General features: G+C 71.0%; 23 protein-coding genes. 18 read left to right on the top strand and 5 right to left on the bottom strand.

Translation table 11 applies throughout. The features are described from left to right. Window positions 1–14 precede the first annotated feature (14 nt). The 6 genes from U7230_RS13455 to rsmA are packed head-to-tail and all read left to right on the top strand — an operon-like array spanning window position 15 to window position 5,643. Window positions 15–1,130, top strand: coding sequence for a D-alanine--D-alanine ligase family protein (locus U7230_RS13455; RefSeq protein WP_324716348.1), 1,116 nt, complete (start codon window positions 15–17; stop codon window positions 1,128–1,130). A gap of 21 nt (window positions 1,131–1,151) precedes the next feature. Continuing rightward, window positions 1,152–2,078: a DnaD domain-containing protein gene (locus tag U7230_RS13450; protein WP_324716347.1), complete on the top strand. Its 927-nt coding sequence runs from the start codon at window positions 1,152–1,154 to the stop codon at window positions 2,076–2,078. After that, a complete protein-coding gene (locus U7230_RS13445) occupies window positions 2,068–3,498 on the top strand; it encodes a replicative DNA helicase (RefSeq protein WP_324716346.1) in 1,431 nt (476 codons plus the stop codon). Before U7230_RS13450 ends, U7230_RS13445 begins: the two co-directional genes overlap by 11 nt. A gap of 9 nt (window positions 3,499–3,507) precedes the next feature. After that, window positions 3,508–3,729: a hypothetical protein gene (locus tag U7230_RS13440; protein ID WP_324716345.1), complete on the top strand. Its 222-nt coding sequence runs from the start codon at window positions 3,508–3,510 to the stop codon at window positions 3,727–3,729. Beyond that, the gene (locus tag U7230_RS13435) at window positions 3,726–4,775 is read left to right on the top strand and encodes a resuscitation-promoting factor (protein WP_324716344.1); all 1,050 of its coding nucleotides are present in this window, start codon (window positions 3,726–3,728) and stop codon (window positions 4,773–4,775) included. The genes U7230_RS13440 and U7230_RS13435 overlap by 4 nt, the downstream gene beginning before the upstream one ends. A 43-nt stretch (window positions 4,776–4,818) precedes the next feature. Next, window positions 4,819–5,643 carry a 16S rRNA (adenine(1518)-N(6)/adenine(1519)-N(6))-dimethyltransferase RsmA gene (rsmA, locus tag U7230_RS13430; RefSeq protein WP_324716343.1) on the top strand — a complete coding sequence of 275 codons (825 nt, stop codon included), beginning with the start codon at window positions 4,819–4,821 and terminating at the stop codon, window positions 5,641–5,643. Here the strand turns inward: rsmA and U7230_RS13425 are convergent. The 4 genes from U7230_RS13425 to U7230_RS13410 form a co-directional block, all read right to left on the bottom strand. Then, window positions 5,634–6,101, bottom strand: a complete 468-nt coding sequence (locus tag U7230_RS13425) for an iron-sulfur cluster assembly scaffold protein (RefSeq protein WP_324716342.1) — start codon at window positions 6,099–6,101, stop codon at window positions 5,634–5,636. The genes rsmA and U7230_RS13425 overlap by 10 nt on opposite strands. Continuing rightward, on the bottom strand, window positions 6,098–6,976 hold the full coding sequence (locus tag U7230_RS13420; protein WP_324716341.1) for a sulfurtransferase: 879 nt from the start codon (window positions 6,974–6,976) through the stop codon (window positions 6,098–6,100). Before U7230_RS13420 ends, U7230_RS13425 begins: the two co-directional genes overlap by 4 nt. Window positions 6,977–7,089: 113 nt before the next feature. Further along, window positions 7,090–7,908: an ABC transporter permease gene (locus tag U7230_RS13415; protein WP_324716340.1), complete on the bottom strand. Its 819-nt coding sequence runs from the start codon at window positions 7,906–7,908 to the stop codon at window positions 7,090–7,092. Between the two features lies 1 nt (window position 7,909). Further along, window positions 7,910–8,863: an ABC transporter ATP-binding protein gene (locus U7230_RS13410; protein ID WP_324716339.1), complete on the bottom strand. Its 954-nt coding sequence runs from the start codon at window positions 8,861–8,863 to the stop codon at window positions 7,910–7,912. 349 nt (window positions 8,864–9,212) lie between these two features. Between U7230_RS13410 and U7230_RS13405 the strand changes: the two genes are divergently transcribed. From U7230_RS13405 to U7230_RS13355, 11 genes are all read left to right on the top strand, one after another. After that, a complete protein-coding gene (locus tag U7230_RS13405; RefSeq protein ID WP_324716338.1) occupies window positions 9,213–9,683 on the top strand; it encodes a ribonuclease H-like YkuK family protein in 471 nt (156 codons plus the stop codon). 110 nt (window positions 9,684–9,793) lie between these two features. Further along, window positions 9,794–10,759 carry an N-acetylmuramoyl-L-alanine amidase family protein gene (locus U7230_RS13400; protein ID WP_324716337.1) on the top strand — a complete coding sequence of 322 codons (966 nt, stop codon included), beginning with the start codon at window positions 9,794–9,796 and terminating at the stop codon, window positions 10,757–10,759. Between the two features lie 47 nt (window positions 10,760–10,806). Beyond that, complete coding sequence (locus tag U7230_RS13395; RefSeq protein WP_324716336.1) at window positions 10,807–12,153, top strand: peptidoglycan-binding domain-containing protein; 1,347 nt, start codon at window positions 10,807–10,809, stop codon at window positions 12,151–12,153. A 41-nt stretch (window positions 12,154–12,194) separates the two neighbouring features. Beyond that, window positions 12,195–13,922: a LysM peptidoglycan-binding domain-containing protein gene (locus tag U7230_RS13390; RefSeq protein WP_324716335.1), complete on the top strand. Its 1,728-nt coding sequence runs from the start codon at window positions 12,195–12,197 to the stop codon at window positions 13,920–13,922. Window positions 13,923–14,043: 121 nt separating this feature from the next. Continuing rightward, window positions 14,044–15,315 carry a glycosyltransferase family 9 protein gene (locus U7230_RS13385; RefSeq protein WP_324716334.1) on the top strand — a complete coding sequence of 424 codons (1,272 nt, stop codon included), beginning with the start codon at window positions 14,044–14,046 and terminating at the stop codon, window positions 15,313–15,315. A gap of 4 nt (window positions 15,316–15,319) precedes the next feature. Continuing rightward, window positions 15,320–16,519, top strand: a complete 1,200-nt coding sequence (locus tag U7230_RS13380) for a lysylphosphatidylglycerol synthase transmembrane domain-containing protein (protein ID WP_324716333.1) — start codon at window positions 15,320–15,322, stop codon at window positions 16,517–16,519. After that, on the top strand, window positions 16,491–17,570 hold the full coding sequence (locus U7230_RS13375; protein ID WP_324716332.1) for a bifunctional heptose 7-phosphate kinase/heptose 1-phosphate adenyltransferase: 1,080 nt from the start codon (window positions 16,491–16,493) through the stop codon (window positions 17,568–17,570). The genes U7230_RS13380 and U7230_RS13375 overlap by 29 nt, the downstream gene beginning before the upstream one ends. A gap of 4 nt (window positions 17,571–17,574) precedes the next feature. Beyond that, complete coding sequence (gene rfaE2, locus U7230_RS13370; protein WP_324716331.1) at window positions 17,575–18,075, top strand: D-glycero-beta-D-manno-heptose 1-phosphate adenylyltransferase; 501 nt, start codon at window positions 17,575–17,577, stop codon at window positions 18,073–18,075. Between the two features lie 23 nt (window positions 18,076–18,098). Next, a complete protein-coding gene (locus U7230_RS13365) occupies window positions 18,099–19,088 on the top strand; it encodes a hypothetical protein (protein WP_324716330.1) in 990 nt (329 codons plus the stop codon). 42 nt (window positions 19,089–19,130) lie between these two features. Then, the gene (locus U7230_RS13360; RefSeq protein ID WP_324716329.1) at window positions 19,131–20,102 is read left to right on the top strand and encodes a methionine synthase; all 972 of its coding nucleotides are present in this window, start codon (window positions 19,131–19,133) and stop codon (window positions 20,100–20,102) included. Beyond that, complete coding sequence (locus U7230_RS13355; protein ID WP_324716328.1) at window positions 20,099–22,123, top strand: bifunctional homocysteine S-methyltransferase/methylenetetrahydrofolate reductase; 2,025 nt, start codon at window positions 20,099–20,101, stop codon at window positions 22,121–22,123. Before U7230_RS13360 ends, U7230_RS13355 begins: the two co-directional genes overlap by 4 nt. A 31-nt stretch (window positions 22,124–22,154) precedes the next feature. Here the strand turns inward: U7230_RS13355 and U7230_RS13350 are convergent, their stop codons facing one another. Then, entirely contained in the window at window positions 22,155–23,075 is a 921-nt protein-coding gene (locus U7230_RS13350) for a proline dehydrogenase family protein (protein WP_324716327.1), read from the bottom strand. A 166-nt stretch (window positions 23,076–23,241) separates the two neighbouring features. On the opposite strand from U7230_RS13350, the gene U7230_RS13345 reads away from it, so the two are divergent. Further along, a complete protein-coding gene (locus U7230_RS13345; RefSeq protein ID WP_324716326.1) occupies window positions 23,242–24,450 on the top strand; it encodes a 2,3-bisphosphoglycerate-independent phosphoglycerate mutase in 1,209 nt (402 codons plus the stop codon). Window positions 24,451–24,529 lie beyond the last annotated feature (79 nt).

Here is a 24,529-nt window from a genome sequence, read left to right as displayed (position 1 = left end):
GCAAGAGGCTGCGCTTGGCACTGCTTTTCGGCGGGCGCTCAGGGGAACACGAGGTCTCCATCATGTCCGCCCGCTCGGTCGTAAGGGCCCTGGACCCGGATCGGTACGAACTGTTTCCCATCGCCGTGACACGGGAGGGCCGGTGGTATACCGGGAATGACCCCGCTCGGGTACTGGACGCCCTGGCGGCCGGGCATGTCGACGCGTTGCAGCCGGTGGTCGTAGTGCCCCAGCCGGGGCACCCCGCCAATCCCCCCATCGACGTGGCCTTTCCCCTGCTCCACGGGCCAATGGGCGAAGATGGGACCATCCAGGCGGTGTTCGAGCTCGCCGAGGTCCCGTACGTGGGAGCCGGCGTGGCGGCCAGCGCCGTGGGGATGGACAAAGACCTCATGAAGGCCGTCTTCCGGGCGGCCGGCCTGCCCGTGGTGGCGTACCGGGTGGTGCGGCGCAACGAGTGGCTGCGCCATCCGGACCGGGTGCTGGAGGCGATCGCCAGGCACCCGGGGTTTCCGGCCTTCGTGAAGCCCGCCAATCTGGGGTCGAGCGTGGGCGTGCAGCAGGCCGAGGGCCCCGAGCAGGCTCGTAGCGCTCTGGACGAAGCCTTCTCGTACGACCGCAAGGCGCTCGTGGAGGCGTCGGCGGCTCCCGCCCGGGAGGTCGAGTGCAGCGTGTTGGGCGCCGACGAGCCGGAAGCGTCGGTGCCGGGGGAGATCCTGCCCCGCCGCGCCTTTTACGATTACGAGGCCAAGTATTACGACGAGGGGACCCGGCTCGTGGTACCGGCCGAGCTGGACCCCGCGGTGGCCGGCGAGGTGCGGCGGCTCGCGCTGGCCGCCTTCCAGGCGGTGGACGCCTGGGGGATGGCGCGGGTCGACTTTTTCGTGAAGCCTGACGGGAAGGTGTGGGTCAACGAGATCAACACCATCCCCGGCTTCACGGCCGTAAGCATGTACCCACGCCTGTGGGAGGCGTCGGGGCTGCCTTACTCCCGTTTGCTCGACCGTCTGGTGACCATCGCCATCGAGATGCACCGCACCCGGGCGGCCCTGCGGGCCGCCCAGGCTCACTGGGCACCTTCACGGCAGCCGAAGGGAGGGGTCGGGGCCAGGCAGAACTCTGCCCAGTAGACCCTGTCACGGAGGCACAGCATGGGACGCCGACGCCTACGGATCGAGCCTGCGCCGACCGCGCGCCGGTACCTGCCGGTGCCCGAGGAGCTCCTGACCCTGTATGCCCCGCGCATGGGGTGGCAGGCTGTGAGTGCCTGGCTGGTCTTGCGCTTCGCAGCCGAGCACGGCGGCACCCCGGATGACGAGGACCCGGCCTCGTACCTGGCCCGAAGCCTTGGCATGCCGCCCCTCGAGGCGGCCGAGGCGCTGCGGACGCTCGGGCTGTACCGGCTGGTCGAGCCGGTGAGCGGGCAGGGACTGCGCGTCCACGAGCCGCTGCCCGGGGCAGAGTTCGCCCGGCAATTCGGCCCTCCTCCCGACGGAGCGGGCCACCCTTCCCCGGAGACCGACGGCGCCCGCCAGGAGGCCGCCGCGTCGGCCGAGTCGGCTCACGCGCCGGAGGCGGCCCCCCCCGAAGGGGGTGCCGGCTACGAGCCGAACGGGGAGTCAGCCCTTCCGACGGACGTGCGGGGAGTGCTCGACTGGTACCACCAGCGGATCGGGCTCATCAGCGACACCCAGGCCCAGCGGCTCGGCGAGTGGATCACCGAGCGCCACATGGCCACGGACGTCGTGGCTCTCGCCATCGAGCAGACGGCCCGGTCGGCCGAGTTCGCCAGCTTCAGCTACCTGGAGGGCGTGCTGCGCAACTGGTACAACCAGGGGGTGCGCACGTGGGAGGACGTGTTGCGGCGGCCTTCGCTCGCCTCCGTCATCCACGCGCCCGCCCGGGGCGGGCAGGCTGCCGGCCCTGGCGCGCCCGCGACATCGCCCGCGCCTGGCGGGCGGGCCGGCGCGGACCGCAGCGATGCCCCGATGACCGGCGTGCCCAACGCGGAAGCGTACCGGCCCGTCGACCCGGAACGCATCCGGCGGTGGAAGGAGCTGTATGGACGTGGCCATTGAGGGCGCAGTGCCCCTGTCGCGCAGGGCCCCGGGGCAGGGAGCGGCCGTCGCGCCGGAGGCGCGCGGCAGCTTCGTACCCTTCGACCCTGACGCGGAGCGGCGGGTGCTCGGCATCCTGCTCAAGTACCCCGACAAGGCCGACCTGGTGATGGACAGGCTCCGCGCGGCCCATTTCTACGATCGGGTGCACCGGGCCATCTACCGGATCATCGAAGAGCTGTACCATTCCACGGGGCGGATCTCGTTCACCCAGGTCTTCAACCGGCTCCGCAAGGAGCCGGACGTGCCGGACCCGGAAGGCGCCCTGCTCGAGCTGACCGACTCCTTCGGCACGGCCGCGGAGCTGGAGCCGGCGGTCGACGTCTTGCTGGACAAGCAGGCCCGCCGGCGCATCCTGGAGGCGGCGCAGCGCATCGAGCAGATGATCCTGTTCGAGACCACGCCTTCCCTGACGGACTGCCAGTCCCAGGCCCAGCAGTGGATGTTCGAGGCGACCAGCGAGGAAGGTGCCCTCGAGGAGGACATCAAGCCGCTCCGGGACGTCCTGGCTCGCTGCTATTTCAACCTGGTGGAGCGCAGCGAAGGCAAGCGCAATCCCGGGCTCAACGTCAGCTTCCCGTCCATCGACGGGCTGACGACGGGTTTCAAGAAGAAAGACCTGATCATCCTGGCGGCCCGGCCCAGCATGGGCAAGACCGCGCTGGCCCTCAACTTCGCGGTGCACGTCGCCCGCTACGAGCGGGTGCCGGTGCTGATCTTCTCCCTGGAGATGGATGACGAGCAGATCGGCGACCGCATCGTCATCAGCGAGTTGTTCCGCCTGCAGGAGGGCGGGTCTCCCATCACCTCGTTCGAGTACAACACCCGCCTCGATCCCGGCAAGTTCGCCCGGACTCAGTCGATCTTCAACGAACTGCACGAGCTGCCGATTCTGGTGGTAGACCGGCGGGGGCTCACGGCGGCCGACATCCGGGCCAAGGCGCGCCGGGTCAAGGCGACGCACAAGGACCTCGGCCTGATCGTCATCGACTACCTCCAGCTGATCCGCCCTCCGTCGGAGGCCAACAAAAACTGGGCGCTGGTCGTGGGCGACATCGTACGAGAGCTGCGGGACCTGGCGGGCGAGCTGGACGTCCCCATCATCCTGCTCTCGCAGCTCAACCGGGGCGTCGAGGCTCGAGACAACAAGCGCCCGGTGATGTCGGACCTGCGGGACAGCGGCAACATCGAGGAGTTCGCCGACGTGGTCATGTTTTTGTACCGGGACGACTACTACCATCCCGACAAGGCCAAAGAGAAGGGCACCGAAGGCGTCGTCGAGGTCATCGTGGCCAAGCAGCGGCGCGGCCCGACAGGCGTGGCACGGCTGCGCTTCATCCGGGAGTATACCCGATTCGTCGACCTCGAAGAGCAGGAGTAGCACACGGCCATGGATCTCGTCGACCGGCTCGAGCGGGTGCGGCTGCGCCTGGCGGACGCCTACTACCGGCTCCACCAGGAGGGGATCCTGGAGGAGGCGGAGCTGGAGGAGGCGATCGAGGTCATCGACCAGATCGAGCAGCTCTCGCCCGGGGAGGTGGCCGGCCGGTTGCGGCGGCTCGGGCGGGGCCAGGCAGGCGGCGCCTCTCCGGCCGGCGGGGCTGCGCCATGATGCAGCCCGGCGCCGCTTCGCCCCCGGGACCCTGGCCGGCGGCTCCCGCACCCCTTCGCTTCGGAGCTGCGCTGCGCGGGGCGCTTTTTTGCGCGGCGCTGGCAGTACTGGCCTGGGCGGGCCAGGCCGTGCTGCTGCACCCCGTACGGATCGTCGACGGGGACGAGGGGGTCGTTGCGGGGCGGGTGTTGCGGGGCAACGTCGCTGACGCGCTTCGGCAGTTGGGCGTGCAGCTGCGGGAGGGTGACCGGACGGAGCCCGCCCTCGGGGTCGAGGTGCACCCGGGCATGACCATCCGGGTGCAGCGCGCCTTCGACGTGATCGTGACCGTGGACGGCCAGCACGTCGAAACCCTGGCCGTCGGGGGCACCGTTGGCGAGCTGCTCCGGGAGCGAGCGATCAGGCTCGGGCCGCTCGACGAGGTGACCCCGGCTCTCGACCAACCGGTGACGCCCGGCACCGCGGTGCGGGTCGTGCGGGTGCAGGAAGTGACCCGGACCCGGCGCGAGCCCATTCCGTTCAAGACCTTGCGGTGGGCGGAACCCCGGTGGGAGAAGGGCAAGACGGGGATCTTGCGCGAGGGGCGCGAGGGCGTGGTCGAGTACACGGAGCGCCTGCGCTACGAGGACGGCAAGCTGGTCTCCACCACCGTGGTCGGGACCCGCAGGATCCAGGAGCCGGTCGCTCAGATCATCGGGGTCGGGACCCGCATCGTCTGGCGTACGCTCCGGACGCCGGCCGGCGTGATCCGGTACCGGGAGGCGTTGCCCATGATCGCCACCGCCTATTACCCCGGGCCGGAGAGCACCGGTCGCTCCGCCGACGGGGTCACGGCGACCGGCATGCGGGCGGGGCTGGGCGTGGTCGCGGTGGATCCGCGCGTGATTCCGCTGGGGACGCGCCTGTACATCCCGGGCTACGGCCTGGCCGTGGCAGGCGACGTAGGCGGCGCCATCAAAGGCAGGCGGATCGACCTCGGCTTCAACACCCTGCGCGAAGCCCTCCACTTCGGACGCCGGCCGGTGACCGTCTACGTCCTCGACTGAGAGGCAGCCGATCGATCCCGCCACGCCGTCCGGCGTACGCGCTTTGCTCGGCAGGTTCGAGCTCCGGCCGCGGCGGCGGCTGAGCCAGCATTTCCTGGTGGACCCCCGGGTGGCACGCCGGGTGGCCGACGCGGTCGCTCCCGGCCCTGCCGATCGGGTGCTGGAGATCGGCCCGGGCCTGGGCGCCATCACCATCCCGCTGGGCGAGCGGGCCGGCTCGGTCGTCGCCGTGGAGAAGGATGGCGCCCTGGCCCGCGCTCTGGCCTGGGTGCTGCGGGAACACCAGCTCCACGCCCCCGGCGGGCCGGTGCGGGTGGTCGCCGCCGACGTGCTGACGCTCAGCCTCGAGCGCATCGCCCCGAGCCTGGTGGCGGGCAACCTGCCCTACGCCATCACGAGCCCGCTGCTGCTGGCCCTGGCCAGAAGCCGCGCCTTCGCCCGGGCGGTCGTGATGGTGCAGAAGGAAGTGGCCGACCGCCTGGTGGCCCCTCCCGGATCTGGGGCGTACGGTTCGCTGACAGTGGCCGTGGCGGCCCACGTCCGGGTGCGCCGCCTGTTCGACGTGTCGCGGCGCTGTTTTTTCCCCCCGCCCGAGGTGGACTCGACCGTGATGAGCCTCGAGCCCCACGAGGGGCGGCCCGGCGCTCTCCTCGGGGAGGCGCTGGAGACGGTGCTCCGCGCCGCCTTCGGCCAGCGCCGCAAGACGCTCAGGAACGCCCTCGCCACCCTCGACCTCGCTCCTTACGACGCCGCGGAGCTGCTGCGGCGGGCCGGGATCGACGGGGGTCTGCGGGCCGAGGCGCTCGACGTGCCCGCTTTCGTGCGCCTTGCCGCTGCCTTGTTGCAGCTCCGGGCGTCTCAGCCCTGATGGGTCCCGGCTCGGAGCTTGCGACGCCACGCCTGGATGGCGCTCTTCAGGGTGCCGAGGGCGAGGGTCGCGCAGCGGGGGCGCGCCCGCACCAGGTCGTTGCCCAACAGCTCCTCCATGAAACGGTAGTCCATCGCCAGGACGGCGTCCGGATCCAGGCCCGTGGCGTGCAGGTGCTCGAGCAGGAGCGAGGCGGCCGCCTGGCTCACGGTGCACCCCTGGCCCTCGTACTTTACGTCGACCAGCCGCTCGCCCTCGGCGCGCAAGTAGATGACCACCACGTCGCCGCAACCCGGATTGCCGCCCGGCAGGACCACCGTCGCCTCCGGCAGTGCCCCGAAGTGACGCGGGTTTTGGTAGTGGTCGGTCACGACCTGCAACCGGGTCTCCGGGTCGAGCTTGCCGGCGACCGGGGGCCGATGCGCCGTGCAGCCTTCCCCGGGAGTCACCGTGCTCATCGTTCGATGGGGGCCCTCACGAGATTGCCCCATTCCGTCCACGACCCGTCGTAATTGCGGACCCTCGGGTACCCCAGAAGGTATGTGAGCACGAACCAGGTGTGCGCCGAACGCTCCCCGATCCGGCAATACGCCACGATGTCGTCCTGGGGGGAAAGGCCTGCCTGCTCCTGGTAAATGGCCCGCAGGGCGTCCGCAGGCTTGAAGGTCCCGTCCTCCTGGATCGCCATGACCCAGGGCACGTTGCGGGCTCCCGGGATGTGGCCGCCGCGCAGCGCGCCCTCCTGCGGGTAGTCGGGCATGTGCAGGAGCTCTCCGCGGTACTCCTGCGGGGAACGCACGTCGACCAGCGGCCGCCCCGCGCGGACGTGCGCCTCCACGTCCTGCCGGAACGCCCGGATGGGCGCGTCCTCCCGCCGGGGCACCGGATAGGAGGCGGGCGCGTACGAGGGAACGTCGCGGGTCATGGGACGCCCCTCGGCTTCCCATTTCTTGCGGCCTCCGTCCATGATGCGGCAGTCGGGGTGGCCGAACAGCTTGAACGCCCAGAACGCGTAGCAGGCCCACCAGTTGTTCTTGTCGCCGTAAAAGACCACGGTCGTGTCCCGGGAGATGCCCCTGGACGAGGCCAGGGCAGCGAAACGCTGCGGGTCGATGTAGTCCCTCACGACGGGATCCTGCAGGTCCGTGTGCCAGTCGATCTTGACCGCGCCGGGGATATGTCCCATGTCGTAGAGCAGGACGTCTTCGTCCGATTCCACGACGCGAACGGACGGGTCTTCCAGGTGCTGCGCCACCCACTCGGTGCTCACCAGCGCTTCGGGCACGGCGTACCCCTTCTGTGCGATGACAGCCTCCTCGGCCGGACGAGCCATCGACGACCCCCCTGCCCGCTTATGCGTTTGCACGATGGTAATAGTGTATCGCACGGCCCCGTGCAGTGGGAGAGTCAAGACGGACCCGCCGGGCCGGTCCCTTCCGGCTGCCCTCAGCCGTTGCGCTTCAGCTTACCGGTACGTAGAGCGTACACGGCCCCCATACGGAAAACGAAGAAGCCGAGGGGGGCCAGCACCAGCGCCATGGCGACCAGCCGCAAGATGTCGGGCAACAGCGACGCCGTCGGGGCGCCGTCGATGAGCGCTGCGCGGGTAGCCCGCAGCGTGTACGTGGCCGGGCTCAGCCACGCCAGGGGCTGCAGCCACGCCGGCAAGGCGGTGACGTCGTAGTAGACCCCCGAGATCAGCAGCAGCACCGCCTGAAAGATGTTGGTCGCCTGCGCCCCCTTCTCGGTGGAGAGCAGAGGCAGCACCGAGGCCACCAGGCCCAGCCCGACGAACGAGAGCCCCGACGCGACCAGCACCAGGGCGGCTCCCGGCGCGTTGGCCCTGGACAGGTCCAGCCGGAAAAAGGCCGCCGTCGCCAGGAGCAGCACCACGGTACGCAGCGTGGCGTAGCCCACGGCCCACAGGGAGTTGCCCGAGAGGTACGTGACGAGCCGGATGGGGGCCATGAAGGTGTACTCGATCGTCCCCTCCCAGCGCTCCCACTGCACTGCCTGGCCCACCTCCGTGAAGACCACGGAGAGGAAGCTCCACAAGAGGGCCCCGGTCAACAGGTAGAGCACGAGCCGGGCGTCCGCGGGTACCCCCGGCGCGCCCACGCCGATGAGCCCGATGCTGAGGGTGTTGACGACGGTATAGACGAGGAAGACGACTTCCCACCCCAGGTAGCGCCGGCTCAGGTTGACGTTGCGCTCCACGAAGGCAAGCGACGCCCGCAGCTCCCGCCAGAGTTCCGCCTTGCTCACGCTATGCTTCCTCCTCGGTGTGGACCACGGACTTCCAGTCGCTTCCCGTAAGCATCAGGAACAGCTCCTCCAGGGTAGCGGCCCGGCCACCGGGCGCCGAGCGCTTCAGCTGCTCCGGAGAGCCCTGTGCCACGATCTTCCCGTGCATGATGAACGCCACCCGATCGCACAGCCGCTCCGCCTCGTCCATGTCGTGAGTGGTGAGGATCACGGTGGCGTCGTGCTGCTGCCGGACCTCCAGGACGAACTCCTGCACCTCCCGCTTGGAGCGGGGGTCGAGCCCGGTGGTGGGTTCGTCGAGGAGCAGCAGGACGGGAGAGGTCAACAGTGCGCGGGCGATGGCGACCTTCTGCTGCATTCCTCGGGAGAGTTCCTCGAGCGGGCAGGCCAGTTTCGCCTCCGCCAGCCCGAGCCGGTGCAGGATACGCAAGGCTTCCCGGCGAGCGTCCCGGGGCGGGACGTCGTACAGGCGCGCCGCGTAGCTGAGGTTCTCCAGGGCCGAGAGCTTCTTGAAGAACGACGCCTCCACCGAGACGCGGTTGATGAGGCGGCGCACCGCGAGCTGCTCTCGCGCGACGTCGTGCCCGAAGATCCGGATGGTGCCGCCGTCCGGGATCAGCAGCGTGGCCATCAGCCGGATCAGGGTCGACTTGCCCGATCCGTTGGGCCCGATGATGCCGAAAATCTCCCCGCGCCGCACCACAAGGTCGATCCCGTCCACGGCGGCTACCCGCCGGCGCGGGCGCCTGCCGGGCCAGAGGCGTCGCCACGCCGCTGCGGCGGCCCGGCGGGGCACAGCAGCCGCAGGGCTTCCTTCGTGGTCGTGCCCATTGCCGGTAGCCGCGCCCGACCCGTCGGGGGCGGGCGGTTCTCGGTCGTTGCCCGGCGTCTCCCAGAAGTGCTTGGTCAACCCGGTGCAAACGACGGCGTCGTCGTCACGCGGTTCGAAAGCCATCTCAGGCGGACCAGCCTTTCCTCTCGCGGATCTTGCCGGGGGTAGGAAGAGCCCCAGGGGAGCTTCTCGAAACGCGGGAAATGGTCGCCCGAAGACGAAAAGACCCCGGCCCTGCTCCCGCATTGCCGCAGGTCCTTTCTTTCAGTGCCGCCAGCGCATGCCGCCTTATGCTAAGAGGCGGCCCCCGTTCCTGTCAAGCCCGTCCAGGCGGCGCTGCAGGCTCGATTGCTGCCCTCCGAGGCCGGTGTTATAATCGGTGCGGCTCAGGCTCAACGAGCCCTCGAGCGACCGGCGGCGGAGGAGGTGGCCTCCCGCAGTCCAGTCCACGGATGTGCAGAAGGTGGCGGGCATGCAGTTCATCAGCCCGACCAAGGGGCCGATGGATTTCGACGCGATGTTCGCGGAGATCATCGCGTACGTCCGTGAGGTGCCCGAAGCGACGTACCGTGTCATCGTCGGTACGGACTCGCAGCTTCGCGAGGAGACGAGCTTCGTCACCGCCGTCATCGTGCACCGGGTCGGCAAAGGCGCCCGCTATTTCTACTCCCGTGAGCGGGAGGTCTTCGGCCGGAGCCTGCGCCAGCGCATCTTCTACGAGGCGGCCCGAAGCCTCGACGTGGCCGGGCAGCTGGCGGCGCGGCTGGCTGCCAACGGGCACGCGGACTTCGACATCGAGATCCACCTCGACATCGGCCGCCACGGCGAGACCAAGAACCTCATCCGCGAAGTCGTCGGCATGGTGACGGGCAGCGGCTTCGACGCGCGGATCAAGCCCGATTCGTTCGGGGCCTCCAAGGTCGCCGACAAGTACACCAAGTAGCGGCCCTCGCTCCTTCACCCCGACCGCGGTCCCGGGCATACGGTGGTACCGGATCGCACCAAACAGGCCCGGCCGCGGGCCGGACCTCCGAGGGACGCTGGGAACACACCTTGAGCACCTCCCATGTGTACCGGGCCCGCCGGTTGCGGGTGGTCCTGGACGGGCGCGTGCTGGAGGGGACCGTTGGCCGGTTGGACGGCCAGGCGGCGTGGGTCAACGCCGCTGCCATCGCATCCCGGTGGGGAGCGCGACTCGACGTGGGCGAGGACGTCCTGGGCTGGCACGATCCCCGCACGGGTCGCACCGTGGTCTTCCGCCGCGGCCGGGCCCAGGCCCAGCTCGACGGCGACGGGGCCGTGGTCGCGCTGGCGGCCTCTCCCGACTGGTCCGACGGCATGCTGATCTTTCCCGCCGATGCCGTGGCCCTTGCCGGCGGGGCCTCGGTAAGCGTGGATACCCGGGCGGGGGTCGTCTTTCTGACTCGGCCCGATCCGTACCTGTCCTCATGGCGCATCCTCCTCGATCCCGGGCATGGGGGGCGGGATCCGGGGAGCAGCCTGGGCGGCGGGCTGGTCGAAAAGGATCTCAACCTGTACGTGGCGAGGAGGCTGGGCCGGCTGCTCAAAGCGGCGGGCGCCGTCGTGGGCCTCACCCGCGTGAGCGACGTCGACCTCACCGCCGGCGATCGGTGCGCACGGGCGAGGCGCTTTCGCGCCGGCATGGCGGTGAGCATCCACCACGGGCTCTTGCTTGAGGCGTCGCTGCAGGGGGCCGAGGCGTACTTCTACCGGCGGGAGGATAGCCGGCGGCTGGCGGCGTCGCTGGCCGGGGCGTTGGCGAGAGGGCTGCAGCTGCCCAGCCGGGGCGTGCGGGAGGCCAACGTGGGGTTCTTGAGCTGCCTCAGCTGCCCGGCGGCCGTGACGGAGGCCGCGCTGCCCGGCGACGACGACACCCTGCGCAAGCTCAACCATCCCTGGGGGCGCATCCGGGAGGCGCTGGCCCTCCTGGAGGGGATCCGGGGCTTTTGCAGCACCGCCCGGGCGGACGGTGTGGTATGGGGCTACCCCGCCCCTTGACGCACCGGGCCGGGGCATATACTGCGGCGGGGGTGGGCGCGTTGGGCGTGGCCCATGGCGGTGAGCGCCAACCGGCGGCACCCGGCTCCGTGCAGCCACCCTCGGGCCGGCCGCCCCTGTTGAGGGCCGGGAGCCACGGGCCCTGGGTGGCGTACCTCCAGCGCCGCCTCGCGGACCTGGGCTTCTACGAGGGCCCCATGGACGGGTGGTACGGAGAACTGACGGAAGCAGCGGTCCGCTCCTTCCAGCGCGCCTTCCGGCTCGCGGTGGACGGGCTCGCAGGGCGCCAGGTGCTCGGGTTGCTCGCCGATCCCCTGGTGGCCGTGGAGACCCACGCGGTGGGCGGCAACGGGTCGCACGTCACTCTCCGGGAGGTCGCCCGGCTGTTGGAGCTGGCGCCCGGCGCGCTGGAGGCCGACAACGGCCTCTTCCACGGCGCGCCGCTTCCCAAAGGGCGTCCCATCCAGGTGCGCCGCCGGCTGGCCATCCTGTGGGACGAGGCGCTCCCTGGGCGGCAGCCGGGCGAGGAGGGCTCCTCCTCCTGGAGCGGGCGGGCGTGCCCGTGGGCGACGTGGGAGGTCGACCGCTTGGGGCGCATTCGACCGGCGGCAGACGGGGCCGCGCCGCTCGATCGCCTGTCCTCTCCACCCGGATGCCCGGTCGCCATCGTAATCCTCGAGCCGGGGCGCTCGCTCCTGCCACCCCGGCCGGGCACCCTGTCCCGCTGGCTTGCCCGCGCGGAGCGTCCCCCCCGCGTCATCCTCACCGGCCCGCCGCAATCGGAGCACCTGCCGCTCGGGCCCGGCAGTCGCCCGTTGCCGGCCGGCGCGGCGGCCCGGGTCGCGAAAGGCTTGCGCCAGGCCGGGGTGCGGCCGTGGCTCAGCAGGCCCGTGACCGGCGGGAACCGAGCGCTGCTGCGCTGGGAGGGATCGGAGCTGGGGAGGCTGGGCAGCGTGTGGGAACGCATCGTGGTGTGGGCGCCGCTGCCCGGCACCCCTCTGGAGGAGGCCTTCGAGTCCGTGCAGGCGTTCGTTCAAGGCCTGCGGCCTTTCCGTCCCCCGTGGGCGGTCCTGCTGGGGATCGACCTGGCCACGTGGCTGATCGAGGGGGACCAGCGCCGCCGCCTCACCCGCACCGAGGCGGTCATGCTCGGCTGGCAGCTGCGGGTACGGCGGCTGATCCGGCGGCACCCGTCGGAGCCGGACGCATCTTCCGGCGGGCAAGCGCGCCTGGTGCGCTACGGCGCCGCGCAGCTGGCCCGTTGGATGTGGTGGATGCGCTGGGCGGGGCTGGGAGGCGTGGCCCTCGCCGGCGTGGACCGGGCGGACCCCGCCTCCCTCGCGGCGGTACAAAACGCGCTGGCCGCGGTCAAGCTCGGGCCTTCGCCCTCATAAGCATGGAGGTAGACGCCTGCTTACGTGAGGAGGTCGAGAGCGTGGCGGTGCGCATCAAAGAGAGCGAGCTCCGGCTCACCCGGCGCGTCGAGGACCGCAGCGTGGACGCCACGGCGTCGGGGACCCTGCGCCTGCCCAGCGAACTGCCGGACGCCGCCTCGGTCGTCCGGTGGAGGGCGCTGGCCAGCGTGGAACGGTTGACCCCCGATCCCGCCTCCGGGCGCGTCGAGGCGCAGGGAAGGGTGCGCGTTTGGGTGGTGTACGTGGCCGCCGGGTCCGAGGCGCCAGACCCGGTGGGCGCCGTGTACGGCGGCAGGATGGACGGGGAGCTCTCGTACTCGGCCTGGCTCGAGATCCCGCCCGAGGGCGAAGCTGCGGCATGGCAGGTCGACGTGACGGTACGCGACGTCGAGGGCCGCTTTCGCCCGGACGGTCGCAGCGCGGACGTGGACGCGGTCCTGGGCGTCCACTTTACCGGCGTCGCCTCGGAACAGAGTCGGGTCGTGACCCAGGTCCTGGCGAGCCCTCCCGATCGGGTCGACGCGTCGACGGCCAACCTGCGGCTGAAGGTGGTACAGGGATGGGCTACGGCCCGGATCAACGTCGAGGACGCCCGGCCCATGGACGTACCGGGGGGCGGCGACAGGCCCTTGCGGGTCCTGGACCTCCGGGTCCAGCCCCTGATCACCGGTGTCGAGGTGCGGCCCGGCGAGGCGGTGGTGAAGGGGCAGCTCTCGTACGAACTGCTCTACGCCTACCAGCACCAGCCGGCCGCCCAGGGCAGCGCCCTCGACGCCGGTGCGCCGGCCGAACCCGCCCAGGAGGAAGCCACCGGCGGTTCCGGCCCGGCCGAGCGCCAGGCGCCCGCCCGTGCCTGGCACGTCGACCTGGCCAGCTGGACGGGCCAGGAAGGGTTCGAGTCGGCCCTGGCCATCGACGGCATCGGTCAGGGCAGCCAGGTCAAGGCCCAGGCCTCCGTGACGGACGCCTCGGTTCGGATTCTGGGCACCGAGGGCGTGGTCTCCGTCAGCGCTCAGGTGGAGATACGCGCCACGGCCACGGCCAGCCAGCTCGTACCGGTCGTGGCGGCGATCCGGGCCGACGCAGCCTCGGTGGAGCAGCGCACCGTGCCGGTGCGTGTGGAAGCTCCGGCGGGAGAGGGACGGCGCACTTTCACGGCGTCCACCACCGTGGAGCTGCCCGGGGGATTGCCACCCATCGAGCGGATCGTGTGGAGCGGGGCCGGTGTCGACACCATCACGGCGAGGCCGGAACCGGGCCGCGTCCACGTCTCGGCGACGGCCACCCCTTGGATCTATTATCTGCCCTACAAAGCCGAGCCCCAGAGCCAGGGCCTCCACTTCGCCTCCTGGCCCGGGGCGCTTTCCATCGAACAGGTCCTCGCCATCCCCGACCTGCGCCCGGAAGCGGAGGTGCGAGCCCAGGCGGGTCCCATGACGGCCGAGGTCGACCTGATCAGCCGGCAAACCCTGGAGTTCACCGTCTCCGGGACGTGCCAGGCCGAGGCGGAGACGCCGGTGACGCAGGACGTCGTGGCGGAGGCGGTGTTGGTGCGGCCGTCGGGCAGTGAGCCCGATCCCTTCATCTACCTCGTGGTCACCCAGGCGGGTGACACCCTGTGGAAGCTGTCCCGCCGGTACCGCACGGCGACCCAGCAGATCCTGGCAGCCAATCCAGACCTGGAAGCTTACGAGGAAACGGCCCAGCTGCCCGCCGGGACGCGCCTGTTCATCCTGCGGGGCGCGTGAAGGGGAAGCGCCGCGGCCCGGGAGGGGCTGGAATCCGCTCCCATCCCCGGGTTGTCGCGCAGGGAGGGCCATGCTAAGCTGATGGCGGGTTTTCGGGCAGGCAAGGACCGGAGGGGAACGGATGCCGGATCCGACAGGGCCAGGTGCACAACGCCTCCCGGCCCCGGCCATTCGCAAGATCCTGGTCATCCAGCTGTGTCCCCTGGGAGACACCCTGTTCGGGACGCCGGCCATCCGCGCGCTCCGCCGGCGGTTTCCCGGCGCTCACATCGCCGACCTGACCTGGTCCTCCAACCGCGAGATCCTCGAGGGTAACCCGTACCTCGACCGGCTCATCACCTGCCCGGGGCCGCTCAAGCTGCCCCGGATCCTGTCGGAGCTGGTCGAGGAGGACTTCGATGCGGTCGTGGCGCTGTCCCACGTGGGCAGCTGGTTGACCCTCTTCACGGGCGCGTCGGTCCGGGCAGGCTTCAACAGCCAGACGCTGGGATGGGCCTACACCGTCCAGGTGCCCGACCGGCGCGAGCGCCACGCGGTGGACTACTGCCTCGACGTCGTGGCGGCGCTGGGGGCGGAGCCCGACGGGAGGGCCATGGACCTGCCGCTTCCTGACGAGCACCGCCGCTGGGCTCACGAGACGCTGGCCCGGCACCGCAGCCGTCCTCCCCTGCGCGTGGCCATCCATCCCGGAGGCCGGCATTTCCAGGCCAAGCGGTGGCCGGCCGAAGGCTTCGCGTACGTGGCCGACTACCTGGAGGGCCAGTACGGGGCGCAGGTGATCCTGGTCGGAGGCCGCGACGACGTGGGACTGGCCCACGCCATCGTCCAGGCGACTCGCCTGGCCCAGCCCCTGGTCGTCGCGGGGCAGGCGGGGATCAAGCAGACGGCGGCCATCCTCCAGCAGTCGGACCTCTTCATCGGCAACGACTCGGCGCCGATGCACATGGCCGTGGCGGTGGGGACGCCGGTGGTGGCGCTGTTCGGACCGACCAACCCGGACAACTTCCGGCCGCTCGGCCCGCTGGACGTCGTGGTTCGCAGGCCGCCTGCCTGCAGTCCCTGCTTCCACTGGCTCGAAGGGAGCCGCCAGCATTTCCCTGCCCTGTGCCAGATAAACGGGGCGGCCGAGTGCATGCGGGCCATCACCCCGAGGGACGTGCTGGCGGCCGTCGAATGGCAGCTGGACAGGCTGCACTTGCGGGTACTCCGCTCCCTGGGACGGCCGCCCTCCCTTCCGCCCCACGGTTGGCCGCCGGAGGCGATGGTGGCGCTGGCCCCTTCGCGGCTGCGCTGGGGCCGGCGGGAGCGCCCCCGTCCCTGGCGGCGGCGACGGCTCCTGGGTGTTCGCCGGATGCCCGCCCCGCACGAAATTCGCGAGTTCGAGGAGCTGTGAAGCGGTGCAGCGCCAGGCTTCCCGCCTCAGCCGGCGGGGCATGGCACGCGGGGTCACCGTCTCTTTGGCGGTGGGAGCGGCCTCGGTGGCCGCTCTTCTCATATGGGGCAGAGATGGCGACGACGTCACGCGCCAGCTCGGATGGGTCGATCCGTGGTGGCTCACCCTGGCCGGCGGCCTCACGCTGCTGGCGTGGCAGCTGCGCACGTGGCGCTCCCAGCTGCTGGCCCGCGCGATGGACGTGCGCGTGCCGGCCGGGCGCATGTTCCGGTACTACCTGGCGAGCGTGTTCGTGTCGCACGTCACGCCGACGAGCACCGGCGGACTGCCGGTCTTCGTCTACCTGCTCACCCGGGAAGGGTTGACCTTCGGCCAGGCCACCGCGGTGGCGGTGGTCGACTCCGGACTGGTGGTGCTGTGGCTGCTAGCCGCCTGGCCGGTGGTCATCGCATGGCGAGGCCTCGGAGCGATGGCCGGGAGTACGCCGGCGCTCAGCCTGCTGATGCTCCTTTCGCTGGCCCTGATGGCCGCGTTCGTGGTCGGGATCCTGTGGCGGCCCCGCTGGCTGGCGGTCTTCTTCCTGATGCTGCGCCGCCGCCTGGCGAAGCGGCACGAGGGAAGGCGCGGGCGATGGGTGCAGCGGGCCCTGGCGCGGATCGCCAGGGAAAGCCTGCGGTTCGCCTTCGCCGTGCGGCGGCTGGTGATCAAGCGGCCCTGGCTCCTGGCCGGCGCCACGCTGCTCACCGGAGTGTACTGGGCCGTGTACCTCTCGATCGCCTGGAGCGTCTTGATCGGCCTGGGCGCGCGGATCGCGTGGGCACATGCGGCCCTGGCGCAGCTCGTCTTCAACCTGGCCCAGGCGTTCATCCCCACGCCCGGCGGGAGCGGCGGGGCCGAGCTCTTGATGGCGTACCTGTTCCGCGGGACGCTGCCGGGAGGGCGTCTCGCCGCCTTCGTCGGGGCGTGGCGGTTCTTCACGTTTTACGCGAGCCTGGCGGTGGGCGGGGCCATGTTCGTGCGATCCCTGCGAGGCGTACTGGACGAGAGGGGGACCTCTTTCGAGGGCGAACCGCCGGGCGGGCCCGGGCTCGGGCGCGCCGGCTCCGGCGGAAGGCGCTCGAGGGTCGCCGCCGAACCCGTGCCGTGGATCCGGTCGGCTCGGAGGGAGACCAGGCTTGAGCGAGACGCATTCCGCCCCGGGTGAGCGCGTCGACGTTGCCGCCTCCCAGGCGGCGTCGCTCCTCGAGCGGGCCCAGGGCCGGCTCGTCGCGGTCATCGGCGACCCGATCCTCGACCGCTACGTTTACGGCGAGCCCCAGCGGGTCGCCCGAGAGGCCCCTGTGCTGATCCTGCGCTGGGCAGGGGACGAGGAGCGGGCGGGCGGCGCCGCCAACGCGGCGGCCAACGCGTCGGCCCTCGGCGCCCGTGTGGAGCTCGTGGGGCTCGTGGGTCAGGATCGGGCGGCCGACCGTCTGGAAGCGCTGATGGAGCAACAGGGAATCGCCCACACCCTCGTCCGGGACGCCGGCAGGCCGACGACGGTCAAGACCCGGTACGTGGCCGGCAGCCGGCAGACGGTGTGGCAGCAGGTGCTGCGCCTGGACAGGTGGGAGGCGAGCTTCGCGGGCGGAGAGGTGCTGGCCCGGCTGGTGGAGGCCGCAAGGCTGGCCGCATCGAGGGCCGACGCCGTGATCCTGTCGGAGTACGGCGCCGGCACCCTGGCGCCGCCCGTCCGGGACGCGGCGATGGAGGCGGCGAAAGCCAGGGGCGCGCCGGTGGTCGTGGATTCCCGCTACCGTTTGCTCGATTTCGGGGGCGCGTTCGCCGCCACCCCCAATACGGGCGAGGCCGAGCACGCCGTGGGGCGCCCCTTGCGGGTAGAGCAGGACTTCGTGGAAGCAGGTCAAAAGCTTCTGGCCAAACTCGACGTGCACCTGCTGGTGCTGACCCGCGGCGAGGAGGGGATGTCCCTTTTCTTTCGGGACGGGCGCAGGCCCTTGCGGCTCATGGCATACCGGCCGCGTGAAGTGTATGATGTCTCGGGCGCCGGCGACACGGTGATCTCGGCGCTGGCGCTGGGCCTCACGGTCGGGGAGGAGCACGCCGTCGCGGCGGCGCTGCTGGCCGACGTGGCCGCAGGGCTGGTGGTCGCCAAGCGCGGCGTGGCCACGGTGAGCGCCGGGGAAGTGCGGGAAGCGCTGGAGGCGTGGGCGCCGGAGGTGTACGCGCTTCCGATGCCCCGGGAGGTCCGGTAGCGCCGTGGAGCCGGGCAGGGCCGGCCGGGTCGTCACGCTGGAGCAGGCGGTGGCATTTGCCCGGGAGATTCGCCGCGGCGGGGGGAGGGTGGCCCTCACCAACGGCTGCTTCGATCTGCTCCACGCCGGGCACGTCACCGTCCTGGAGAGGGCAAGGGCGCTGGCCGACGCGCTCATCGTCGGCGTCAACACCGACGAGAGCGTGCGGCGGTTGAAGGGGGCGGGCCGGCCCATCGTCCCGCAGGACGAACGGGCCAGGCTGGTGGCGGCGCTGCGGGCGGTCGACCGGGTCGTGCTCTTCGGCGAACCGACCGCCAGTACGCTCGTCCTGGCCATCCGCCCCGACGTCTACGTCAAAGGGGCCGATTACACGCCGGAGGGGCTGCCGGAGCGCGAGGCGCTTCGCGAAGCGGGCGCACGCCTGGTGCTGGTGCCGCTGGAAGCAGGGCGCTCCACCACGGCCCTGATCGAGCGCATTCGAGCGGGTAGCGAGCCCCCGGCCTGAGGAGGAGAGGAGTGAGGGGCGCCGTGCAAGTCACGGTCATTGGTAGCTATCCCAAACTGCCCGAGGCGGGCGGCGGACCCAACATTCGTCGGGCCATTCACCAGTTCGAGGCGGGCCAGATCTCCCTCCGGCAGCTGGAAGAGGTCATGCTCCAGACGGTGGAGCGGGTGATCCGGGAGCAGGAGGAGGCCGGGGTCGACCTCGTGACGGACGGGCAGGTGCGCTGGGACGACCTGGTCACGCCGTTCGCCCGGGATCTGGGGAGCGTGGAGATCGGCGGGCTCGTCCGCTTCTTCGACAACAACGTCTACTACCGCAGGCCGGTCGTCAAAGGCCGGGTCTGGTGGCGCGGGTCGTCCCTGGCCCACGAGGTGCGCCAGGCGGCGGCCATGGCCCGCAAGGCGCTGAAGGTCGCCCTCCCCGGTCCCCTCACCTTCGTGAAGCTGAGCGTCAACGAGCACTACCGGTCGTGGCAGGACCTGGCGATGGACGTCGCCCAGGCGCTGCAGCTCGAGGCCCGGGCGCTGGTCGAAGCCGGGGCACGGGCCATCCAGTTCGACGAGCCGTCCCTGTTGTTCGACGCCAATGACGAGGAGTGGAGGGTGGCGGCGGAGGCGCTGCGGGAAGCGGCCCGGGACCTCGACGTCCCGGTCACGGTGGCGACCTATTTCCGGGACGGGGCCGGCGTGGTCGACCGGCTCGCGGCGCTGGACATGGTGGACGTGGTGGGGCTCGACCTGGCCAGCGGCCCTGACCTGGCCGGATACCTGGCGGTCCACGGCTTTCCCAGGGCGGTCAATTTGGGCCTGGTCAACGGCCGGGAATGGAGGCTCGAGCAGCCCGGCGAGCTGGCTCGCACTATCGAGGCGGTGGCCCGCCATATGGGCATGGACCGGATCTCCGTCAGCCCCAACTGCGGGCTGGAGTTCTTGCCCCAGAGCCGGGCCCTGGCGAAGTTGCGGGTGCTCAAGGAGGCGGCGGATCTGGCAGTCGGCGCGGCGGCCCGCGGGTAGACGCGGGCGCGCCGCAGACAGAGGGAGAGTGGCGAGTGAGCCATGGCAACGCTACGCACGACCAGCGTGGGGAGCTTCCCCAAACCGGACTACCTGGTGCAGGCCCGCAACCGCTTCTCCCGTGGCGAGATCTCCCGGGAGGAGCTGGGCCGGCTCGAGCGGCGCGCTACGCAGGAGTGCATCCGCCTTCAGGAGCGGCTCGGCGTCGACATCCTGGTGCACGGCGAGATGGAGCGGGGCGACATGACGACCTACTTCGCCGAGCAGCTCGGCGGGTTCGCGATCAGCCCCCCGGTGCGCTCGTACGGTAACCGCTACTATCGCAAGCCCATCGTCGTCGGCCCCATCGAGCGCCGCCAGCCCATGGCCACCGAGGCCTTCCGCTTTGCGCAGAGCCTGACCGACCGGCCGGTGAAGGGGATGCTCACCGGGCCGTACACGATGGCCGACTGGTCGTTCAACGACTACTACCCGACCCGGCGGGCGCTGGTGCTCAGGATGGCCGAGGTGATCCACGAGGAGGCCGTCGATCTGGAGCGGGCGGGCGCTCGTTACATCCAGATCGACGAGCCGGCCATCTCGACCCGGCCCGAGGAGATCGAGCTTGCCATCGAGGCGCTCGGCATCGTCACGAAGGGCCTTTCCGCCCACACCATCACGCACATCTGTTACGGTCACTTCGAGAAGATCTACCCGCGTATGCTGGACCTGCCGGTGGATCAGCTCGACCTCGAAGCGGCCAACAACGACTTCGGCATCCTGGAGCTGTTCCGGCGCCAGCGTCCGCACAAGGAGATCGCGCTGGGGGTCGTGGACGTCCACAGCCACGTCGTCGAGCCGGTCGAGCAGATTAAGCGTAACATCGAGCGGGCCCTGGACGTGCTCGACCCGGAGCGGCTGTACATCGACCCCGATTGCGGCCTCAAGACGCGGACCTGGCAGGAGGCCGAGGCGAAGCTCCGCAACATGGTGGAGGCGGTGCGCCAGGTGAAAGCCGAGCGGGGTCTCGCATGAGCTTCGAGCAGGCACTGGCGTCGGGGCGGATCCTGCTCGCCGACGGCGCCATGGGTACCCTGCTCTACGCTCGGGGCGCGCCCCTGGAGGGCTCCTTCGATGCGCTCAACCTCACCAACCCCGACCTGGTCCGAGGGGTGCACCTCGACTACATCCTGGCCGGCGCCGAGCTGGTGACGACCAACACCTTCGGCGCCAACCGGGTGCGGCTCGCGGCCCACGGGCTGGAGGACCAGGTGCGGGCCATCAACCTGGCCGGCGTCAAGATCGCCCGGGCGGCGCGGGAGACCGCCGGCGTGCCGGTGCTGATCGCGGGCGACGTCGGGCCGACGGGCAGGCCGCTCGCTCCCATCGGGGCGCTGAGCGAGCAGGCGGCGTTGGACGCCTTCCGGGAGCAGGTAGACGCGCTGCTGGCCGGCGGGGTGGACCTGTTCATCATCGAGACGATGTCGGATCCCCGGGAGCTCGTGTTGGCCGTGAGGGCAGCCCGGGAGGCCTCGAAGCTGCCCGTCATCGCCGAGATGAGCTTTTCGTCCGAAGGCCGCACCCTGCTCGGCGCCAGCCCCAAGGAGGCGGCGGACGCCCTGGCCGAGCTCGCCTCGGAGCTGCGGCCCGAAGTGATCGGAGTCAACTGCGGCTCGGGGCCGGCCCCCGTGCTGGACGCGGTGCGGGCGTTACGCGAGGCCGGCGGGCCGTTCCAACGCTTCTCCGCCATGCCCAACGCGGGATTGCCGACCGTGGTGGGCGGGCGTTTCGTTTACGTGGCCATCCCGGAGTACTTCGGTGAGTTCGCCCGGCGTTTCGCGGGAGAGCCCGGCATGCAAGTGATCGGCGGCTGCTGTGGCACGACGCCCGACCACATCCGGGCCATGCGCCAGGCGCTCGACGCTCTCGGGCACACGCTTCCCCCCGACTGGGCGCAGGCTCTGCAGGGGATGCAGGGGACGCCCCGCGTCGAGCGGCAACGCGCTCTCGAAGCCGGGGGCGCCGGGAGCAGGATGGTGGTCGTCTCGCCACCCGGAGCGCCGTACGAGGGGCGGCCCGTGCCTGCCGGGCGCGAGCCGGCCGGGGTAGCGGGCCGGGAGGAGGGCGCCGAGCGCGGCGGGTCCGGGCTTGCGCTCGCCCTGGGGCGCCGGTTCGTCATCAGCGTGGAGCTCGACCCGCCCCGCGGCCCGGTGGTCCAGAAGCTGCTCGGGGGGGCGCGTTCCATCCGGGACAGCGGCGCGGACGCGGTCAACGTCGGGGACAGCCCGATGGCGCAGGTCCGCATGTCTTCTCTGGCTGCGGCCCACCTCATCCAGGCCGAGACCGGGATCGAGACCATCCTCCACTTCACGACCCGCGACCGCAACCTGATGGGCATCCAGGCCGACCTGCTGGGCGCCCACGCCATGGGTATCCGCAACATCCTGGCTCTCACCGGCGATCCCCCGGGGCTCGGCAACTACGCACACGCAAGCGCCGTGTACGATATCGACTCCATCGGACTGGTGCGCGTGCTCGCCCAGCTCAACCAGGGGGTGGACGTGGCCGGCCGTAGCATCGGCCAGGCCACCCAGTTCCTCATCGGAGTGGCGCTCAGCCCCGCGGCCCGGGACCTCGACACCGAGATCGAGCGCTTCCGTAAGAAAGTCGAGGCGGCCGCCCATTTCGCCATGACCCAGCCGCTGTTCGAGCTCGACCCGCTCCTGCGGGTGCTGGACCGCCTGGGAGGCGCTCCGATCCCGTTGCTCCTCGGGGTACTACCCCTGCGCAGCTACCAGCACGCCGAGTACTTACACCACGAGGTGCCCGGGATCTCCATCCCGGAGCGGATCCGCCGGGCCCTGGAAAAGGCGCGTGACGCGGCCGAGCAGGTGGGCATGGAGGTCGCCCTGCAGGTGGCCGTCGAGGCGAGCCCCTACGTGGCCGGCGTTTACGTCGTCCCTTCCTTCGGGCGCTACGAACAGGCCTGCGAGCTGGTGCGGGCGATCCGGCAGCACGTGAAGAAGCCCGCCGCCGGCGAGGCCTCCGGGGGCTGAACGGCCTGCTGCGGGGTAGCGCTGCTTTCGCTCAGCTCCACAGGCCGCGCACGACGAAGGCCAGGTTGGCGGGACGCTCGGCCAACCGGCGGATGAAGTAGGGGTACCAGTGGGTGCCGAACGGTACGTAGATGCGCAGGCGGTGTCCTTCGGCCACGAGCCGCTGGGCGAGACGCGGCTTGACCCCGTACAGCATCTGGAACTCGTAGCGACCCTCCGCATTTAGCTCCCGGCTCAACTCCAGCGCCGCCCGGATGATGCGCTCGTCATGGGTGGCCACGGCGGTGAAGCGCGCCCGGGCGAGCGACGTGCGGAGCAGGCGGAGGAAGCTCTCGTCGACGTCGCGCTTTTTGGGGAAGGCCACGGAGGGCGGCTCGCTGTAGGCGCCCTTGCACAGCCGCACGTTGAGCCCGACCGGCAGGAGGCGCTCGAGGTCTTGCCGGGTCCGGTACAGGTAAGCCTGCAGCACGATGCCGACCTGCTCCGGGAACTGGCGGGCCAGCGTGCGGTAGACCTCGAGGGTGGCGTCCACCAGGGCTGACTCTTCCATGTCGATGCGGACGAACCCGCCCGCCTGGGCGGCCGCCTCGACGACGCCGCGCACGTTTTGCTCGCAGGAGGCGCGGTCGATGGTCAAGCCGAGCTGGCTCAGCTTGAGCGAGACGTTGGGCTCGAGGCCGGCCGAGGCCAGCGCCTGCACCATCCGCCGGTACATCGACGCTGCCTCGGCGGCGTCGGCCAGGCCGGCCACCTTCTCGCCGAGGAAATCGAGCGTGGCAAGCATGCCTCTCGCCCGCAGGGCCCGAACCGCCGCGATCCCTTCCTCGAGGGTCTCCCCTGCCACGAAACGCCGAGCGCCAAGCGAAAGGCCGTGGCGGGTCGCCAGCCGGGTCACGGCAGGGTTGCCAGCGACACCCAGCAACACCCTCCGGAAAGTCTGAGCCGTAGCCACTGCGTCCGCCCCCAAAGGCTGTATTCAACGGCCCTGACGGGACAACCTGTCGGCGGTGAAGGCGCCGCCCGATGAGTGACCCGGCCCCAGCATGAGCAGATTATGGAGGACAGGGAACCTGCCGTTACAGGTGGTAGATGTATGGTCGGCCCGGGTGGGAAAGGAGTTGGAGCCATTGCTGGAATTCCTGCAGCCTCTGGCGCAAAGCGGCGGTAAGACGGTGCTCCTGGTCATGGACGGGCTGGGGGGCCTGCCGCACCCGGAGACGGGCCTGACCGAACTCGAGGCCGCCCGCACTCCTCACATGGACGCCCTGGCGAAGGATGGGTCATGCGGGCTGTCGATGCCGGTCGCACCCGGCGTGACGCCGGGGAGCGGCCCGGGCCATCTGGCACTGTTCGGCTACGATCCGCAGCGGTACGTCGTCGGGCGAGGGGTGCTTTCGGCGCTGGGAGTGGGGTTGTCCCTGGGCCCCCAGGACGTGGCGGCTCGAGCCAACTTCGCGACCCGCGAGGGGGACATCATCGTCGACCGCCGGGCCGGCCGGATCTCGACGGAGGAGTGCCGGCGTCTGGCCGCGCTGCTCAACGAGCGGATCCGCCTGGACGGCGTCAGCGTGCACGTCGAGCCCGAGATGCAGCACCGGGCGGTGGTGATCTTCTCCGGGCCCGGGCTCTCGCCGCACCTGAGCGACTCCGACCCGCAAAAGACCGGGGTGCCGGCGCCGGAGGTCCGGCCCACGGCGCCCGAGGCCGAGAAGACCGCGGCCGTGGTCAACGAGTTCATCCGCCAGGCGTACCGGGTGCTCGAGCACGAGCATCCGGCCAACGCCATCCTGCTCCGGGGGTTCGACCGGCAACCGGCGCTGCCCCAGCTCCCGCAGCTGTTCGGGATCCGGGCGGTGGCCATCGCCTACTACCCGATGTACCGGGGGCTTGCCCGGCTGGTCGGGATGGAGACGGTCGTGCCCGGCCCGGAACCGAAGGACGCCATCGCAAAGGCGCTCGAGCTGTGGGAGGAGCACGACTTGCTGTTCATCCACGTCAAAGGGACCGACAGCGCAGGGGAAGACGGGGATTGGGCGCGCAAGAGCCGGGTGATCGAGGCGGTCGACGCGGCGCTACCGCCCCTCATCGAGCGCAAGCCGGACGTGCTGCTCATCACGGGCGACCACTCGACGCCCGCCGCGCTGAAGATGCACTCGTGGCATCCGGTGCCGGTGCTTCTGTGGGCCCGGACGGCCCGCAAGGATCGGTGGATCCAGAAGTTCGGCGAAAGCGAGTGTGCCAGGGGGAGCCTGGGACAGGTGCGGGCGGTCGAGCTCCTGCCGCTCATGCTGGCCCATGCCGGCCGGTTGGTGAAGTTCGGCGCCTGAGGCAGGCCGACTGCGGCCGTGACGGGCGTCGGCCCCGGTAACTCCGCGATGGGGAAGGTGCTGGAGGGCAGTGCGATGG

This window comes from Limnochorda sp. L945t, assembly GCF_035593305.1.
GTDB lineage: Bacteria > Bacillota > Limnochordia > Limnochordales > Geochordaceae > Carboxydichorda > Carboxydichorda subterranea.
Note: the sequence above shows the minus strand (reverse complement) of the source record. Positions and strands in the feature narration are given on the sequence as shown.